This window comes from Candidatus Delongbacteria bacterium, from assembly GCA_020634015.1.
GTDB lineage: Bacteria > CAIWAD01 > CAIWAD01 > CAIWAD01 > CAIWAD01 > JACKCN01.
Genome location: JACKCN010000001.1, coordinates 151,129 through 169,205 on the forward strand (window position 1 = coordinate 151,129; position 18,077 = coordinate 169,205).

The following is an 18,077-nucleotide window of genomic DNA, read 5'->3' on the forward strand; positions in this document are numbered from 1 at the left end:
GGTCGGCAGGGCGCGGCGGAGGGCCCGTTTCTCAGTCCAGCAGGATCTCGACCCGGCGCACATCCCGTGCGCGCACGGCCCGCGCCTCGGTGCCGGACAGGCGCTCGGCAGCGACCACCTGCACGCGGCCATCCGCATGATGCAGCGTCCAGCGACACGGGCGAACCGCGTTCACGCCGAAGGTATCACGGCGGCGCGGGTTGTGATAGGTCACCAGCACGGTCCCCAGAAACATGAAGCTGCAGCTGTCCACCGGCAGCGTCCATTCGTCCGGGCCCCGTCTCCCGGCTACTGTGATCACTCGTTCCTCGCGCGTGAACAGCCCCGCCTGCAGCACCGGTTCGAACACCAGCTGCAGCTCGTCCTCTGGGTCCAGCCGGAAGGGCTGTGCCCCCATCGTCAGCCAGCTGCAGATCTGGATGAACTCGGCCGTGGCTCCGCTCAACCGTGCGACGAAGCCCGCGCCATGCAGGGACGTGTCGGGATGGACGCTGCTGACCAGAAAGGATGAATTCTCGAGCACGCTGCGTCCGTAGACGGCGGGGTCGAAGAATGGCACGAAGACCTTGGGAAAGTGGCGGTAGAAGTCCTGATGAAGCTCGTTGCGCAGGAGTTCCAGCATGAACTTGTACTCCATGTGCAACCAGATCGATTCGTTCTCGAGCCAGCCACGACTGAAGACCCGGCAGCGGCCGATCTCCATCGATTCGCCCTCAAGGCTGGCATTGACCTTGAACATGCCCAGCGCCCCGTCGAAGAGATCGCTGTGCTCGATGGCCGCCAGCAGGCGCGCGGCGGTTTCCCGGCCAGGGCGGCAACGCAGCAGGTGGACCGGGCCTTCCAGGAACAGCGGCAGGGCCCGCGGCTTGAACCGTGTCACGCGCACGCAGGGCAGCCCGGCCCGGTTCAGGCAAGGCCGGCCCGCGTCGTCCAGCCGTGGGTCATGGCCCAGGGCCTCGTGCACGAAATAGGTTCGGGGAATGCCGTTCTCGTCCAGCGCATTCTCAAGTCCTGTTTCGAGCTTGTGCAGGGCGGACTGGAAGAAGGCCTGCAGCTCGCTCATCCCAAGCTCGCGCTCGTGTCCGCTCAGGCCATTCCGCACACGGTCGCGGTAGCTCTCCTTCAGGCTGGTGGCGCGGTCCCAGAAGGCCTCCGGGGCCAGTGAGTCCTTCAGCAGGCCGGCCAGATCCTGGAGGAAATCGGCCAGTTCCACGAAGAGGCGCACTGAGCCGGTGCGTCGGCCTTTCTGCGCGATCATCGGCTGCAGGAACTGGATGTGACGGCGGATTTCCAGAGCCTCGGACAGACTGGAGCCGAACAGCCCGGGCAGTCCGTTGAGCGCGTCATACCAGCCCGGCTTGCCGGCTTCCATCTCGACGCCCACGCCTGCGGGATCCAGCGAGGCCAGCTTGTTCGTGATCAGGCAAAGCATCGAGGCGAAGAGCGTCGTCAGGTAGACCTCGCCCGAGGCCGTGAGCACACGCTCGGCCGGATCCCCGTGCTGCGCCTCGCCTTCCGCCGAGGCGTCGTCACACAGCACCGGATCCAGCTGCCGCGGCTGGCCATTGTACAGCACGACCTTCTGGGCGCGTGGCAGTACCCGGTGGCGACTCTGGTGAAAGCTGAAGGTCCTGCGTTCGAAGAGCAGCTCGGGGAGCTGTTCGGGAAAGACCGCCTGGAAGTTCTCGAGCAGGTCCAGATTGTAGGTCCAGTGGTCGATCCAGTAGCCTTCGCCATGCTCGGACACATGCAGCGCATCACAGCTGGGCAGCAGCGCCGCCAGCAGGGCATCCCAGTCGTCGGACACGGCGCCCGCCTGCTGCAGGGCCAGCACCCAGTCGCCCGGGCTGACTCCCGCCCGCAAGAGCTCCGTGGCCCTGGACCAGAGAGCCTCGGGCAGGCGCTCACGCACGGTGGCGGGCAGCGGAAGGTCGGGCCGCAGGCGCAGGCGTGTCTCACCGATCACCAGCGGGTTGAAGCCATCGAGCTGGAGCAGCTGGTAGAAGTGTTCCACGTTGCCGCTGCCCAGATCGGGATTGAAGAAGAGATCGCTGCGCCGGTTCTGGTTCACGTCCCGGTAGTTTCCGTTGCCCTGCGAATAGGGTGTGGGCAGCAGCTGGAAGTCGTTGTAGTCCCGTTCCGGATCGCCGTGCTTGCGCGAGTACAGGTGCAGGGTCCCGCCAGCCTGTCCGGGCGCGACGCTGTGGACATGCCCTCCCCGCATCACATTGTCCAGGTAGTTCTGCGCCGCGTAACGATCGAGCAGGGGCTGCCCGCTGACCAGCAGTCCGGACTGGCAGAGTTCTCCGATCAGCGCGCGGTTGCGTTCCAGCTGTCCGTCCAGATAGCCGGGTGCCTCCAGACGCGGCAACAGAGCCGCGAGCTCCTGCATGCTGTGGGCATGGCCGATCAGCGAATCGAGTTCCAGTTCCTCCCCCGGGTCCAGGTGGCCGCTGAGAGGTGTCAGCGCGCAGGGCAGCCGGTTGCCGAAGATCTGGCCCCTGCTCAGCTCCATGCAGGGCAATTCCAGAAAGCGCTCCGGATAGGCGAAGTCCTCCCGGTTGCCGAAGACCCGCTCAGGGTCGACGATCGCCGGGCCCTGCACGGCATGGGGCGTGGCGTTCAGCCGGCTCAGGTAGAAGTGCCCTCCCTGGATCAGCCTTACATCGGGCCGATCGGCCGGCTCGACCTTGGCGCGGAAGAACGGGACTCGCTCGAGCACCTGCCCCGCTTCGACGAAGGCTTCGATGGTGCGGCGCATGTGCTGCATCACATGGTTGTCGACTCCGCAGGGCACGACCAGCGGCAGGCCATCCAGCGCTTCCAGCCGGAGCGGGGTGTCGCCCGTGTTGCGGATCCGCAGGCGGCGCAGCAGACCGGCAAAGGGCTCATCGGCCACCGTGGTGTACTCGACCGCCAGCTCCAGCCCCAGGCTGCGGTTCACCTCCTCGATGCCCAGTCCCCAGGGCCGGATCCGCATGCGCTGGTCACGGTCCAGCTCCCGGTCCGACAGCGCATCCTGGAAAGGTTCGAAGTAGCGTGACACGCCGCCTCGCTCCAGTTTCAGGAAGGTGCGGAAGCCCTGGCTGCCGACCAGCTGCCAGGCCCGGTTGGCGGGCAGAAACTCGAGGATCGACTGCTGCTTGTTGCGGATGCCCATGCTGGCCACGCCCTGCCCCCGGTTGACATAGAAGACCCACATGGGAATTCCCATCCGGCCGGCGATGCCCGGCAGAAAGCTGGAGAAAGGGCGTGCCGCGTGATAGCGCTCCACGACGAAATCCCCGTTGTCCTGCAGGCTGTAGGTGGCTGATGTGGTCAAGGAAGTTCTCCCGGAACAGAGGACGTACGCGCGAGGTCCGCGCCGGAGATGAAGAAGCCGGTGGTCCGCTGGACCACCGGCTTGTCGGGTTTGAGTCCGGGCTACTTCAGCAGCAGCATGCGGCGGCTCTGCTGTCCCTGGCCCGCGACGGAGAGGGTGCAGATGTACACGCCGGAGGCGACGGCCTCGCCACGGGCATCCAGACCATTCCACTCGCGCCGGTGGGTACCCGCCGCGAGCGCTCCGTCCGCCAGCGAGGTCACGAAGCGGCCCGTGATGTCATGGATCGTCAGCGAGACCGACCCGGCACGGTTGAGTTCGAAGGCGATCGAGGTGCCCGGATTGAAGGGATTGGGATGGTTCTGCGCCAGCGTGAAGGCCGCGGGACGCTCGGGCTGCGGCTCCACGGCCACCGTTCCCGCATGGAAGAGCACGTTGTCGATGTAGACGGTGTTGGGATCGCCACCGATCACGATCTGCGCCAGATGTCCGCGTGTCACCAGGCCGGTGAAGAGATCGAGCGGCAGGTCGAAGCTGATCCACTCTCCGCTGACCAGGGCCGGGGTGGTGCTGGACGTGAAGGACAGTTCGTATTCCACATCATCGCCGCCGCCATCCCAGACACCGTTGGCGCCAAAGTCCACCAGCTTGATGTTGAAGGTCGCGCCCGCCACCGGATCCGCCGTCCAGAAGTCCATGTGGAAATGGGTCATCTCGGTGGCGTCGATGGTCGAGGAGGTGAATTCGATGCCGGCATAGACCATGCTGGTATACTTCTTGACATTGTCTCCATCGATCTGGACCGTGGTCACGTCGGCCAGGTCCCAGACGGCCGACCAGGTGTCCACGGTCCCATTCGTGTATTCATCACTGAAGAGGGAGATCACGTCGGCGGCGGAAAACGTCGGTGCCGGGGCGGGTGTCTGGGGGCCGGGCACGATCAGCTGGGCCGAAAAGGTGATGTTGTCGAAGTAGACCACATTGTCCTGCTGGCGTCCGCTCAGATTGTAGTCCGGAAAGACGATGATCTGGTCGATGTTGACGGAGTTGGGGCTGTCCAGTCGCCCGGAAAAGTCGAACACCAGTTCTTCCCACTGGTTGACCAGGGTGTTGGCCACCAGCAGTTCCACATCCGCGGCTCCCGCGGGGGTGGCGAATTTGATGCCCACATTGCTGATCTCGGTCTTGTAGACCATGATGCTGACGGTGCAGTTGGACGAGTTGAGGCTGAAGGTGCCGATGTCGTTGCCATGCTGGCTCTCGCAGCCCGCCCAGGGCTGTCCGGCCTGCAGGGCCGTGAAGGCGGCCACGGTGGCCGAGGTGTTGGCACCGCTGGGGTCGGGATTGTCCAGGATCGTCACCGGAGGGTTGGTGCTGTTCTCGAAGACGGCCCAGGTCCAGTCCGCCCCGTGTCCGCCGCTCTCGAAATCAATGGGCGCACTCTGTGCCAGCACACCCCGCTGTGTCAACCCCACCAGGGCGATCGCCAGCCATAGAACAGTCGTGAGTCTCATTGCTTGGTCCCTTCAGGATTGCTGTTGTGTGTCGTCGTGCCCGCTGGGTATCCGGGAAGAGCCGTGACACCGGGCTTGGGCTGCCGACGTTCGTCGTACAGACCCCAGTTCTTTTCCACATCCTCCGGTCCGGTGACCGCGCCGCCACCTTTCCAGGTTTCATCGAACGCTTCGAAGAGAAACACCAATCGCTCATGGGTCCGCAGCCAGAGACCCATGTCACGCAGATAGCGCTCCTGGGCCTCGGGACTGGTCTCGCCCTTGATCAAGGTACCCTGCAGGCCGTCGCCGATCAGACGGGGATTGTGACGGGTGGCCCAGCCGATCTCGCCCAGCACGACCTCACGGTCCGGATGCCGGGCTTCGATGTCCGCCAGCTGGGCATCCAGCCATGTCCAGGCCTGGTCCAGGCTCTGACCGTTCAGCAGCGGGTGGGCATGCAGGAAGAGGAAGTCGATCTCCGCGGCGATTGCCTGGCTTTCAGGTTTGTTCCAATAATTGTAGTCGTCGGCCGTCGTGACGGGTTGGCTGCAGTTCGCACGCACGCAGCGCAGGTAGGGCAGCAGAGCCTGCTCCTGCATCCGGTGTGCCGCCCAGTAGACCTGGGTCTCGTTGCCCACGCTGATCGCGGCCACGATCTCCGGGTAGCGATTGGCCAGCTCGATTCCCTCGAGGGTGGCCTTGCGATTGGCCGCACGAGTCTCCGGATCGCCCAGCTCGTGTTCCAGCCAGATGCCCAGAAAGACCTGCAGCGGCAGCTTCTCCTCACGGATCACCTGCAGCATTGTCTCGGTGAGGGCATCCGCACCGTAGACCCGCAGCAGACGAAAATGCCCCTGAAGCAACTGCAGGTCTTCCAGCAGCTCGGAGCGTGAAGGGACAGGTCCCCAGGGAGCCTGTCCCGAACGGAAGGGGCTGTAGGCAATCGCCAGCTGATGCCAGTGCTGGCGGTCTTCCTGCGGAAAACCCCGCCGTATAAACGGCTCTTCCCGTGGCCAGATGGGCCCCTGCTCCAGGCGCTGTGCGATCGTCTCCGTGGCCATGGGAGTCTCCACTGTCGTCAAAGCCTTGCTGGAAGTGCTGCAGACCAGGAACAGTCCCAGTCCCATCAGAAATGCAGGAAAGCGCATGCGGTGGATCGATTTGACGCTCATGGGGGAACCGGGATTGAGACTTAGTTCGATTGCCGAACCAAGGAACCACTCCCGTTCCGACTTGTCAAGAACGATTTCAGGACCGCCCCGAAAGAAGGCATTCCGGACTCGGGCGGGAGAGGACGCCAATGGCGGAATGTGCCACCAGGACCCTCCCCATCTGCACGAGGGCCACTGCCGGCTGGCAGCCTGCGTGCACGCAGTGGACTCAGCGGAAAACGGGACAGGCAGGATTCCATGTACCCGGTCCATGGGTACCGCATGTCGGTCGGACAGGCAGAGCCGGTCAGGTGCGATACCACATACGGGGCGCCGAACGTGCCCCTCAGGAGAGCAAAAGCGGAACCCCTTGATTTTCAAGAGATTCCGCGATTGAAACGGAGAGAGTGGGATTCGAACCCACGGTAGGTTGCCCTACACACGCGTTCCAGGCGTGCACCTTCAGCCACTCGGTCACCTCTCCGGGAAGCGAGCGGCCAACATATCAATCAGGTCCGACAAGGTCAACTTGCCAAAGCTGGGGAGTCTGTGGTCAGACACTTCGCAATTGCTTTGGAATCAGGGAGATGGAGCCGCAGGCAATTTTGGCGGGGGTGGATTTGCGCTGGATTGCCCGCATCGCCTCCATTATGTTGTGCCATCGCGGACTTGCGGTGGATCGAATCAGTCCATGATCCACCTTCTGCCCGCCCTTCTCTGGCGCGTCGCCAACTGGCAACGCCGAGCCGCCCCCCTGGCTCGAAAGCATTTCGCTGGGAGAATCCGAGATGACACACACACTGAAGCTTGTTCTTTGCGCACCTCTCTGGGCGCTGTTGGCGGGGTCGGCTCTCGCCGACAGCTGGCAACGCGATGCCAGCGATTTCGTGGGCACCGCGACCTTCCGGCTGCCCGCAGGCGATACCCTTGTCGTGCAGGGGGATGATCGCATCACCGACGTGGATCTGGACATGATCGACTGGTCGCGCGGCGGTCGCCTGGTCCTGCGCGATCTGGTCATCCGCGACAGTGGCTCGCGTGCCAGCACCTTCCCGATCGTGCTCGGCGAGAATCAGGAACTGCTGCTGGACAATACGCGCATCGATTGCACCAGCAGCATGTTCGTGGTGGATGGCGCCCAGGTCGAAAGCACACACAGCACCCTGAGCAGCATGGGCACGGTGTTCGAGACCATCGGCCCGGCCACCGTACTCAACCTCAGTGATACGCGCTTCGGGGCCAGCGGTACCGCGCTGGAAACCAGCTGCGGCGAGCTGGACATGGAAAACTGCGTCTTCCTGACCAACGATCGCGCGCTGGTGGCCAGCGCCGAGGCGCAGGTGGTCATTCGTGACTGCCTGTTCCAGGCCAACGATGTGGCCATTGAAATCGACGGCGACCAGATCCCCCTGCTGATCAACGTGGACATCGTGGACAGCCGGCACTGGGACCTGATCAATCACATCAGTGGCCAGCCCGTCAACCTGGAGGATGTGTACCTCAGCACGGGCGACCTGAGCAAGGTCCAGGGCGCGGTGCTCTCCAGCTCCATGCCGCAGGCACCGCGCCACACGGTCTACGAAGCCCAGGGGCCGCTGCTGATTCCGGGCACCGTGGTCGTGGGTGAACTGCCCCTGACCATCCTGCCGGTGGGCGTGACCTCGGTGGACATGATTCCCTGCCGGGAGAGCCGCTACCTGATCTACCTCTCGGAACATCCTTACGTCTTCCCTTCGGAACCCACTGCCATCACCACCACTCCGGTGTACACCTTCCCCAACCAGACGGCTGGGGCGCGGTTGTTCGTGCGGGTCGTGGCCGAACTGGGTCGCTGGGAGTAGGGCGCGAGCGTGGCCGGCCTCACGGCACATTATGCCTCGCTGCGGGCCTACAAGAACGGGGATTTCTCCGGCTGCCTGCTCTCGATCGACGAGGACCTGCGGCGCAGCCAGGCGGAAGATCGTCAGGCCCTGCTGTTCTTCAAGGCCAACGCCCTGTATCACCTGGCGCGGCACGCCGAAGCGATCCAGGTCTATCGCACGCTGCTGGGTCTTGAAGGGCTGGCCACTCCCTATCGCCTGAACGCCCTGCTCAACTATGGCCTGATTTCGCTGCTGCTGGATGACCCGGAACTCAGCGATCACTGCCTGGCCCAGTACCGGCTGGAAGCGGATCACGAAGCGGCCATCGCAAGAGCCTGGCAGGGTGTGGTGCGCGTGATGACCGGCGATCCGGGTGGCTGGCAGGACCTGCAGGCCGCCAGATCCATGGCGGAATGCGAACTGGCCGTCAGCCAGATCGCGGGTCTGTGCTGTCTGAAAGCAAACCGGGCCTCGATGGCGGCCGAACTCTATGGCGACGATCCGGGCGTGAGTGACTGTCGCTCCGAATACCTGCTGATCGCCCTGTTCTACCATTTCCAGGCCTCGCACCTCGAGCGAGCCCAGGCCTGCCTGGACCGTCTGGGGGAGCTCAGCTCCAGTCCTGAAATCACCCTCGCCCGCAATTACTTCGCTCTGCAGATGGCCTGGAACCGTGGAGACCGGGGTCCCGAGATCCTGCACCAGGCACGTGAACTGCAGGACCTTGTGGGCGACAGCTGCCCCGAGTACATGCAGCAGATTCCCGCCTTCTGCAACTCCATCGTGATGGCCCTGGGCACGGCACCGACCATGCTCGTCTCACGCCGTCACGGCATCGTGGGCGACTCGCTGCCGATCTTCAGCCTGCGGCGCTCCATCGACAAATACGCGCCGACCGAACTGAACGTGCTGGTACTGGGGGAATCGGGGACGGGCAAGGAGTTGGTGGCCCGTGCCCTGCATGCGGCCAGCAACCGGGCCAGCGGCCCCTTCGTGGCGGTCAACTGTTTCCATCTGGGCAGCAACCTGGCCGAGGCCAAGTTGTTCGGCTACCGCAAGGGCGCGTTCTCGGGGGCCACGGCGGACACACCGGGATTCGTGCAGAAGGCCAATGGCGGCACGCTGTTCCTGGACGAGATCGGCGAGCTGCCGCCGGAAACACAGGCCAACCTGTTCCGTTTCCTCGACAACGGCATCTTCTACCCGCTGGGTTCGGCCAACGAAGAACGCGCCAGCATTCGCGTGATCGCCGCCACCAACCAGGACCTGCGCGACAACACCGACTTCCGCCAGGAACTGTATCACCGCCTCAGTGGAGTGGTGCTGCGTCTGCCGCGGCTGGTCGAGCGCGAAGACGATCTGCGCAGCCTGAGCCAGTACCGGGTCACCGAGCTGAACTCACTGCACGGCAAGAGCAAGGTGATCTGCGAGGCGGCCATCCTCGAACTGTACAAGCACGCCTTCCCGGGCAATGTGCGCGAACTGTTCAATGTGATCACCCGGGCCTGGTACAACGCGGGTCACGAAATCCGTCCCGAGCATCTGGAACTGCTGGAGCCGGTGACGCTCAGGCACACGGCCTCCGATGAGTGGGCCCCGGATCTCGAGCGGGAGCAGCTGGACTTCGACGAGCTGACCGCGCGCTACGCCAGCCGTCTGGTGCGCGATGTGCACGACCGTCTGGGCGGCAAGGTCAAGGACACCGCCCGCCGCCTGAACATGAGCGAACGCAGCGTCTACCGCTGGATCAGCAAGCCCGAGGACGACAGCGCCACCGGTGACGCCGCCAGTCGCTGATCTTCGACTCGTCCTTCCCTCGCCCTGTCGCCTCCCTTCCCCAGAATGACGACACGCCCTCGAGGCGGACTCGAGGGCGTGTGATGTCGTGCCGTCGCGAAACCGTTTCCGGTCTCAGCTCTTGCGCGGCGTGTAATAGTGCGCGCTGTGTCCGAAGAAGACTTCGGCAGCTTCCATGGTGGTTTCGGAAAGGGTGGGATGGGCGTGGATCGTCTCGGCGATATCACGCACGGTGGCGCCCATCTCGATGGCCAGGGTTGCCTCGGCGATCATCTCGCCGGCATTCACGCCCACCAGGCCCACGCCCAGCACACGCTCGCTGGCCGGATCGATGATCAGTTTGCTCAGGCCGTCGGTGCGCTCGAGGGTCAGGGCACGACCGGAGGCGCCCCAGGGGAAGCGCGCCACCGTGACCTGCTGGCCCGTGCTGGCGGCCTGGTCTTCGGTGAGACCCACCCAGGCCAGTTCCGGATCGGTGAAGACCACGGCGGGAATCGCCAGCGGTTCGAAGCGCGCCTTGCCGCCGCAGATCACTTCCACGGCCACCCGGGCTTCGTGTGCCGCCTTGTGGGCCAGCATGGGGTCGCCCACCAGATCGCCGATGGCGAAGATCCGCGCATCGGCGGTGCGCAACTGCGTGTCCACTTCCACGAAACCACGCGCATTGACCGTGACGCCCGTGTGCTCCAGCCCCAGTCCCTGCGAGTTGGGCTTGCGGCCCACGGAGACCAGCACCCGGTCGAACACCAGTTTCTCTTCTGTGCCGTCCTCGGCCTGCAGCAGGGCTTCGATACCCGCGCGGGTTTCCTTGAGCCCGGCGACTCGGGTCTTGAAGCGCAGTTCGTGCATGCTTTCCTTGATGCGCTTCGAGAGCACGCGCACCAGGTCGCGGTCGGCGCCGGGAAGCAGGCCGTCGGTCATCTCGACCACGGTGACTTTGGAGCCCAGGGCCGCATAGACGCTGCCCAGTTCCAGTCCGATGTATCCACCGCCGATCACCAGCAGGCGGCGTGGCACACTTTCCAGCGCCAGCGCGGCCGTGGAATCCCAGACCTTGGGGGACTCCAGACTGAGCGCGGGAATGCTGGCCGGACGGGAGCCACTGGCCAGGATCACATGCTCGCAGTCACGCTGGCTCACGCTGCCGTCGGGGGCGGTCAACTCAAGCCGAGCGGACGCCACGAAACGCGCCTCGGCCTGGATGAACTCGACTCCCCGGCGCTGGCACTGGGTCGCCAGTCCTCCGGTAAGTTTGTCGACCACGCCCTGTTTCCAGTCGCGCATCCGGTCCAGGTTGACCCGGGGTTCGGCGAAGAGCAGGCCCATCTTCTCGGCCTCGCGCGTTTCGCCCAGCAGGGCAGCCACATGCAGCAGCGCCTTGGAGGGAATGCAGCCGCGGTGCAGGCAGACTCCGCCGGGCGTGGCCATCCGGTCGATCAGGGTGACCTTCAGCCCATGGCTGGCGGCCAGAAAAGCGGCCGCGTAGCCACCGGGCCCGCCGCCGATCACGGTCAGATGTGTTGCGCTCATGCCGCAGAATTCCTCGTTTGGCTCAACCTTCCAGTGCCAGCAGCAGCGGCTGCTCCAGGGCTTCGCAGATCCAGCGCAGGAAGCGCGCCGCATCGGCTCCGTCGATCACCCGGTGATCGTAGGACAGCGACAGCGGCAGCATGCGCCGGGGCACGAACCCGGTACCATCCCAGCGGGGCTCGATCTCGCCGCGTGAGACACCCAGGATCGCCACTTCGGGCCAGTTGACGATGGGCGAGAATCCCACTCCGCCAATGCCACCCAGATTGGAAATGGTGAAACTGCCGCCCGTGAGTTCTTCGGGTCCCGCCTTGCGCTCGCGCGCTTTGGCCGACAATTCGCCCAGTTCCACGCTGAGCCGCGTGATGTTCTTGGTGTCGGCATCGCGGATCACGGGCACCAGCAGGCCACGGGGAGTATCCACGGCCACGCCGATGTGCACGTTCTCGCGCTCGAGGATGCGCTCGCCGGCCATGTCCACCGCCACGTTGAACTGCGGATGACGGCGCAGGGCGGCCGCGGCCACCTTGAGCAGGATTCCGGTCATGGTCAGCTTGCCCCCGGCCTTCTCCACCCGCGGCGCCAGCTTGACGCGCAGGGTTTCCAGCTCGGTGATGTCCGCCTTGTCGTACTGGGTCACCTGGGGTACCGTGTTCCAGGTGGCGGCCATGTGCTGGGCCGTGGCCCGGCGCACATTGCTCATGGGCTGGGGTGTCACGTTGCCGAAACGCGACAGATCGGGAAGGTCCGCATGCCAGGGCAGATCCCCCACCACTCCGCTCGAAGCGGGTCTGTGTGTGCGGCCTTCGTTGAGCGACTTCACATGCCTGCGCACATCGTCAATGGAAATGCGGCCACCCACTCCGCTGCCCTGGACCGCGTGGATGTCCACGCCCAGTTCGCGGGCCTCGCGTCGCACCGAGGGCGCCGCAGGCGCCGCAAGGGCACGGGCAGGGGTCGCCTCCGGGTCGGGCACGAATTCTTCGGCAGTCTCGGCCGATTCCTTCTGCGAGGCAGGCACCTCAGTCTCCGTGGACCTGGGCGTCGCGGGCTTTTCGGCAGCCGCTTCGACCGCCGGAGTCTCGGCCGGTTTTTCCGGCGGTGCCTCAGCGGCCTTGTCCTTGGCCGCCAGTGCATCACCGGTATCCAGTCTGAGCAGAGTCTGACCGACGGGCACACGCTCGCCCGCCTTGACCAGGATCTCGGTCACGGTACCGGCCTTGCCGGCCGGCACCTCGATGACCGCCTTGTCGGTTTCGATTTCCACGATGGGGTCGTCGGCCGTGACACGGTCGCCAACGGCAACCAGCACGTTCACCAGCTCACCCGCCGTGATGTTCTCGCCCAGTTCGGGCAGAGGGATCTCGGTCGCCATGGGGCAGAGTCCTTATCGTGTGACCGGCGCGGGACGTTCGAGGTCCAGCTCCAGGTCCTTGACCAGCTTGTTCACCACGCTCACCCGCACCTTCTTCTGGCGGAAGAGTTCACTGATGGCCGCGAAGGCGATCCAGCGCCGGTCCACCTCGAAGAAGTCCCGCAGGGCCGCGCGGCCCTCGCTGCGGCCGAAACCGTCGGTCCCCAGCGAGACCATGCCTCCGGGCACCCAGCGCGCCACCAGATCGGGCAGGGCACTGATGTAATCGCTGGCGGCGATCACGGGACCCGGCTGATCCTTGAGGCAGCGCGTGATCCAGGCTTCGCGGTCCTTCTCGCCGGGGTGGAAGCGGTTGTGACGCTCCACCTCCAGGGCTTCGCGACGCAGTTCCTTGTAACTGGTCACGCTCCAGATGTCCGCTTCGACATCATAGCTGCGCAGCAGGTCGGCGGCGGCGATCGCTTCGTTGAGAATCGCCCCGCTGCCGAAGAGCTGTACACGTGCCTTGGCACCGGGATTCTCGGCGGCCCGGAAGAGATACATGCCGCGCAGGATGCCATCACGGGCGCCTTCGGGCATGGCCGGATGCACATAGTTCTCGTTGAGCACCGTGATGTAGTAGAAGATGTCTTCCTGGTTCTCGTACATCCGTTTGAGGCCGTCCTGGATGATCACGGCCAGCTCGTAGGCGAAGGCCGGGTCGTAACACATCAGGTTGGGAATCGGCAGGGCCTGGATGTGGCTGTTGCCGTCCTGATGCTGCAACCCTTCCCCGGCCAGGGTCGTGCGGCCGGAGGTGCCACCCAGCATGAAGCCCCGGGCGCGCATGTCCGCGGCGGCCCAGGCCAGGTCGCCGATGCGCTGGAAGCCGAACATGCTGTAGTAGATGTAGAACGGAATCGTGGTCTCGTTGTGGGTGGCATAGGAGGTGGCCGAGGCGATGAAACTGCTCATGGCGCCGGCTTCGGTGATGCCTTCCTCGAGAATCTGTCCGTCGGTGGCTTCCTTGTAATACAGCAGGCTCTGGGCGTCGACCGGCTCGTAGAGCTGGCCCACGTGAGAGTAGATGCCGCACTGGCGGAACAGCGATTCCATGCCGAAGGTGCGCGCCTCGTCGGGCACGATGGGCACCACCCGGCGTCCCACGTCCTTGTCCTTGAGCAGGGTGGTGAGAATGCGCACGAAAGCCATCGTGGTCGAGATCTCGCGCCCTTCGGTCCCGCGGTGGAATTCGGAAAAGTCCTTGTCGCCGGGCGGCTTGAGCCGCGGACTGGCGGACACGCGCGACGGCACGAAACCACCCAGACGCTCACGACGCTCCTTGACATACTTGATCATCGGACTGTCGGCGGGCGGACTGTAGAACGGCATCTTGGCCACGTGTTCGTCGGAGAGCGGAATCCCGAAGCGCGTGCGGAATTCCATCAGCTCGTTCTCGTTGAGCTTCTTCTGCTGGTGGGTGATGTTCTTGCCCTCGCCGGCCTCGCCCAGGCCGTAGCCCTTGACGGTCATGGCCAGCACCACGGTGGGCGCACCCTTGTGATTCACGGCGGCGTGGTAGGCCGCGTAGACCTTCTCGGGGTCATGGCCACCGCGTTTCATCCGGCCAAGCTGCTCGTCGCTGAGGTGTTCCACCATCTTCAGCAGGCGTGGGTCGCCGCCGAAGACCTGCTGGCGCACATAGGCCCCGCCTTCGGTGGACAGTTTCTGGTACTCCCCGTCGACGATCGAGGACAGACGCCGCACCAGCAGTCCATCGTGATCCTGGGCGAAGATGGGATCCCAATCGGAACTCCAGACCACCTTGATCACGTTCCAGCCGGCTCCGCGGAAGGCGGCTTCCAGCTCCTGGATGATCTGCCCGTTGCCGCGCACCGGGCCGTCCAGACGCTGCAGGTTGCAGTTGATCACGAAGGTCAGGTTGTCCAGCTTCTCGCGTGACGCCAGTGTGATCGCGCCCAGCGCCTCGGGTTCGTCGGTCTCGCCGTCGCCCAGGAAGGCCCAGACCCGCGAGGTGTTCTTCTTCAGCCCACGGTCTTCCAGATAGCGATTGAAACGCGCCTGGTAGATCGCCATGATCGGCCCCAGCCCCATCGAGACCGTGGGAAACTCCCAGAAGTCCGGCATCAGCCAGGGATGGGGATAGGAGGTGAGGCCGCCGCCCGGACGCAGGTCGTGGCGGAAGTTGTGCAGATGCTCCTCGCTGATCCGCCCTTCCAGGAAGGCACGCGCGTAGATGCCCGGAGAGGCGTGGCCCTGGAAGAAGATGATGTCCCCTTCCCGTTCCTTGCCTTTGCCCTTGAAGAAGTGATTGAAGCCCACTTCATAGAGGGTGGCGGCACTGGCGTAGGTGCTGATGTGTCCGCCGATGCCGGATTCTTCCCGGTTGGCGCGCACCACCATGGCCATCGCATTCCAGCGGATGATGCTCTTGATGCGCCGTTCCGTCTCACGGTTTCCCGGATAGGGCGGCTGGTCACGCGCGGGAATCGTGTTCGCCAGCGGTGTGCCCGCCGTGAACCGCATCTTCACCCGCTGACGGCGGGCATGGGTCTGCAGGCGCTGCAGCAGGTCAGCCGCACGCTGGGTGCCCCCGCTCTGGATGACATAGTCCAGGGAATCACACCACTCGCGCTCTTCCAGCTCATTGATCCGCTGGCGCTCTGGATCCTCGGGATTGATCATGGTTTTTCCTTGATGATGGTCTCAATGGGCGCGCGTGCGTGTCAAACCACCGCGCGCGGATGACTTCCGGCGAGCGTGCCCGGAACGACGCGCAACTTGTCAAAGCGAATCACAAAGTCAAACTCGGATTCTGTTCAATTATTGTTCGCGTACCGCAAATCATTCCTGCTATTAGTTTCGATACCTGCGGAAATTATTCAATAATGATTCATGTTCATACGCTTTAGTGACAATCAACGAAGAGTGAAGAATTCCTCCCCCAGCCCTCCCCGTGCCACCTGCCGCGCTGCGCTGGGCCGAATGAAAACGGCGATCCCGGCCCGCGGGCAGGGATCGCCGAGACGTCGAGTCGATCTTGGGTCAGCGAATGCTCATTCCGCCACCAGCACCAGCCGGGCGGGGCCGAGGCTGCCCACCGACCAGGTCTGATCACCGGAGCGGTAGCCGTCCAGCTTGCCTGCCAGCTCGCGGGCTTCCCCTTCCAGTTCCACATCCAGCCGGAAAGCGCCCTGGCTGAAACCGCGGTCGGTGACATGCTTTACCGAGTCAAGGCCTCGCAGGAAGGTCAGAAAGGCTTCCTGGTGCTTGAATCCCATGCCCTGGACTTCCAGTTCCACCCGCAGCGCCTGGGTCTGCAGGGCCGCCCATTGCTCAAGCACATCGCCGAGCACTTCGGTGGAGACGACCTCGGCTGCATCCTTGAGCGCATTGGCACCCGCGACCGAGGCGTTGATGTGGGCTTTCGAGGCGTCGGTCTGGTGCACCGCCAGCACCTGGCCGGTTTCGGTGCGATAGAGGCGTCCGCTGAGCACGGCCTGGACACTCTGGATTCCCGCACTGGCCAGAGCGGCGGGCGTCTGCCCGGGGCTGGCGGTGGCGCGACCGGCGAAGACCAGGTCCACCTGAGCGCTGCTGACGATGGAAGCCATCCGGTCGCGGTCGATCTGGCCGAAGGTTTCGATGATCGAGCGCGCGGCCGTCCAGTCCACCGCATTGCGGTCGACCACATCAAAACCCAGATCCAGCAGCTTGCTGGTCACGGCGGTTTCGGCCACCGTGGATTCGCTGTCGTCCAGGTTCTTCTCGGCCAGCAGCACCATCACGCGCGGTTTGTGCATCGCATCCAGCAGGATCCGGATGGCCATTTCGTCGGCGATCAGGGCGTCCACGATCTCGTTGACCTGGGCCCGGATCGTGAGCTCCCACTCGCCGCCCACCTGCTTCTCCTCCAGCACCTCATACCCACTGACGTAGCCCAGCGACTTGGTGAGGATCCTGTCGGAAACCATCGCGAAGTTCTGTACCAGGGTTTCGGAACCGATCACGATGCCCACCGTCTGCTCGACGGCATTGCGCATGGCATCCTTGAGAGCCAGTTCGTGGGTCTTGCCGTAACCGGTGACCTGAACTTTCTGGCTGGCCTGGGCAAAGAGCGACCCGCAACACAGCAGGCAGATCAGCAACAGGCGGAGGGCTGGTCGTATCATGCTCGCTCCCTTTCGTGGAGACCAATGGTCAAAGCCGCTTGAGCGGGCATCGGCCGTGTGCCGGCTTCCCGCAGGACCTCTAGAAGTAGAAGATGCTGCTCAGGGTAAGGCGATTGATCGTGTCCTTCGTGACCAGCCATTCGCTGCCAGAGGATTTGAAGGAGTTCTCGTAGTTGGAACTCGAGAAGGCCAGGTCGAAGGCCATCTTCTCGAAGATCAGTCCCGTGCCGAGAGCAAAACCGACGCCGTTGACCTGGGTGTAGGTGGTCTGCGACCCGACCTCGTCGCTGTCGGAGGTCAGGGTGGGCACGGTGCGGAAGCCGGCCCGCAAGGGAATCACGGCGAAGTCGGCGAGGAACAGGTACTCGCCGCCCAGCCTGAACTGGATCAGGTCCTGCTTGTGATCCGCCAGCGGTGCTTCGGCACCGTCGGTCTTGATCTTGCTGTCACCGTATTGACGGGCTTCCAGGTCCGCGGCCACGGTGAGGAATTCGCCAAAGCCCCAGGATGCGCCCACGCTGACCATCAGGGGCATGTCCACGGAAATCGTGCCACTGCTCTGATCGGAGTCGCTGTAATCCAGATCCAGCTGGAAGGGCGTGCGCAGATTCAGCCCGATCTTGAGGGGCATGGGGCTGCTGGCCAGCGAGAAGTCCATCAGGGCACCCAGATTGAAGTTCATTCCCGACGCATCGTAGGTGTAGGAGTACCCCGATTCGTAGACATTGAACCCATCGTCGTAATGACCGACCACGTCTCCCTCGATGCTGCCGGTCCAGACATTGGCCGCGAGGCCCAGGGAGAGGACGGGATTGAGATGGAACCCGATGCCCGGGGTGATGGTGTTCACGCCGCCGGTGCTCTTGTCGCTGTCGAGAATCGGATTGCCGTTGACGTCCGTGTAGCCACTCTGGGTCTGCTCATCGCCGAAGCCGTCCAGCTGGCTCTGCAGGGCCACGCCGGCCACGAGCTTGCGCCCGCCCATTTCAAAGGGGTGGACGTAGCTCAGAAAGTTGATCAGCGCATGGCTGTCGCTGGTTTCGCTGTCGTCAAGTCCAAGCGAATTCAGGTCGCTGCTCCAGTCGTAGGCCACCGTGTTGCCGATGCTGCGCATCACGATCGAGGCTTCCGGGCGCACCAGGGTGGCCAGTCCCGCAGGATTCCAGACCACCGAGGTGGCATCGTCGGCGATGCCGGTGAACGCCCCCGCCATGCCTTCGGCACGAGCGCCCGCGCCGGTGATGTTCCAGTCGATTCCGGCCATGGCGGTCTGACAGAGCAGCAGACTCGCCGCGCACAAAAGTTCTCGATTGCTGAAAGTCATCTGGTCCTCGCGTGTTGGGGGTGTGTCTCGTTTCCGGATCTGGCCGGA

10 protein-coding genes and 1 tRNA gene are annotated in these 18,077 nt (G+C 64.3%); 2 read left to right on the top strand and 9 right to left on the bottom strand.

Going from position 1 to position 18,077, the window contains the following annotated elements:
* Positions 1 to 31: 31 nt before the first annotated feature.
* The 4 genes from H6678_00725 to H6678_00740 all read right to left on the bottom strand — a co-directional run bounded on the left by H6678_00725 (position 32) and on the right by H6678_00740 (position 6,453).
* Positions 32 to 3,322, bottom strand: a complete 3,291-nt coding sequence (locus H6678_00725; protein ID MCB9472316.1) for a hypothetical protein — start codon at positions 3,320 to 3,322, stop codon at positions 32 to 34.
* Between the two features lie 101 nt (positions 3,323 to 3,423).
* Positions 3,424 to 4,836, bottom strand: coding sequence for a T9SS type A sorting domain-containing protein (locus H6678_00730; GenBank protein ID MCB9472317.1), 1,413 nt, complete (start codon positions 4,834 to 4,836; stop codon positions 3,424 to 3,426).
* Positions 4,833 to 5,879: a hypothetical protein gene (locus H6678_00735; GenBank protein MCB9472318.1), complete on the bottom strand. Its 1,047-nt coding sequence runs from the start codon at positions 5,877 to 5,879 to the stop codon at positions 4,833 to 4,835. The genes H6678_00730 and H6678_00735 overlap by 4 nt, the downstream gene beginning before the upstream one ends.
* 489 nt (positions 5,880 to 6,368) lie before the next feature.
* Positions 6,369 to 6,453 (bottom strand) — tRNA-Ser (locus tag H6678_00740).
* 304 nt (positions 6,454 to 6,757) lie between these two features.
* On the opposite strand from H6678_00740, the gene H6678_00745 reads away from it, so the two are divergent.
* Both H6678_00745 and H6678_00750 read left to right on the top strand, forming a co-directional pair.
* On the top strand, positions 6,758 to 7,810 hold the full coding sequence (locus tag H6678_00745; GenBank protein MCB9472319.1) for a hypothetical protein: 1,053 nt from the start codon (positions 6,758 to 6,760) through the stop codon (positions 7,808 to 7,810).
* Positions 7,811 to 7,819: 9 nt separating this feature from the next.
* Entirely contained in the window at positions 7,820 to 9,628 is a 1,809-nt protein-coding gene (locus H6678_00750) for a sigma-54-dependent Fis family transcriptional regulator (protein ID MCB9472320.1), read from the top strand.
* A gap of 114 nt (positions 9,629 to 9,742) precedes the next feature.
* On the opposite strand, the gene lpdA is transcribed toward H6678_00750, so the two are convergent.
* The 5 genes from lpdA to H6678_00775 all read right to left on the bottom strand — a co-directional run bounded on the left by lpdA (position 9,743) and on the right by H6678_00775 (position 18,029).
* A complete protein-coding gene (lpdA, locus tag H6678_00755) occupies positions 9,743 to 11,158 on the bottom strand; it encodes a dihydrolipoyl dehydrogenase (protein MCB9472321.1) in 1,416 nt (471 codons plus the stop codon).
* A gap of 22 nt (positions 11,159 to 11,180) precedes the next feature.
* Positions 11,181 to 12,533 carry a 2-oxo acid dehydrogenase subunit E2 gene (locus H6678_00760; protein MCB9472322.1) on the bottom strand — a complete coding sequence of 451 codons (1,353 nt, stop codon included), beginning with the start codon at positions 12,531 to 12,533 and terminating at the stop codon, positions 11,181 to 11,183.
* Positions 12,534 to 12,545: 12 nt separating this feature from the next.
* Complete coding sequence (gene aceE, locus H6678_00765) at positions 12,546 to 15,218, bottom strand: pyruvate dehydrogenase (acetyl-transferring), homodimeric type (protein MCB9472323.1); 2,673 nt, start codon at positions 15,216 to 15,218, stop codon at positions 12,546 to 12,548.
* A 371-nt stretch (positions 15,219 to 15,589) separates the two neighbouring features.
* Complete coding sequence (locus tag H6678_00770; protein ID MCB9472324.1) at positions 15,590 to 16,705, bottom strand: hypothetical protein; 1,116 nt, start codon at positions 16,703 to 16,705, stop codon at positions 15,590 to 15,592.
* Between the two features lie 79 nt (positions 16,706 to 16,784).
* Complete coding sequence (locus tag H6678_00775) at positions 16,785 to 18,029, bottom strand: hypothetical protein (GenBank protein MCB9472325.1); 1,245 nt, start codon at positions 18,027 to 18,029, stop codon at positions 16,785 to 16,787.
* Positions 18,030 to 18,077: the final 48 nt, after the last annotated feature.

Coding starts and splice junctions, on each gene's coding strand:
- H6678_00730 (MCB9472317.1), bottom strand. CDS start 4,836: ATGAGACTCACGACTGTTCTATGGCTGGCGATCGCCCTGGTGGGGTTG.
- H6678_00735 (MCB9472318.1), bottom strand. CDS start 5,879: ATGGCCACGGAGACGATCGCACAGCGCCTGGAGCAGGGGCCCATCTGG.
- H6678_00745 (MCB9472319.1), top strand. CDS start 6,758: ATGACACACACACTGAAGCTTGTTCTTTGCGCACCTCTCTGGGCGCTG.
- lpdA (MCB9472321.1), bottom strand. CDS start 11,158: ATGAGCGCAACACATCTGACCGTGATCGGCGGCGGGCCCGGTGGCTAC.
- H6678_00760 (MCB9472322.1), bottom strand. CDS start 12,533: ATGGCGACCGAGATCCCTCTGCCCGAACTGGGCGAGAACATCACGGCG.
- aceE (MCB9472323.1), bottom strand. CDS start 15,218: ATGATCAATCCCGAGGATCCAGAGCGCCAGCGGATCAATGAGCTGGAA.
- H6678_00770 (MCB9472324.1), bottom strand. CDS start 16,705: ATGATACGACCAGCCCTCCGCCTGTTGCTGATCTGCCTGCTGTGTTGC.
- H6678_00775 (MCB9472325.1), bottom strand. CDS start 18,029: ATGACTTTCAGCAATCGAGAACTTTTGTGCGCGGCGAGTCTGCTGCTC.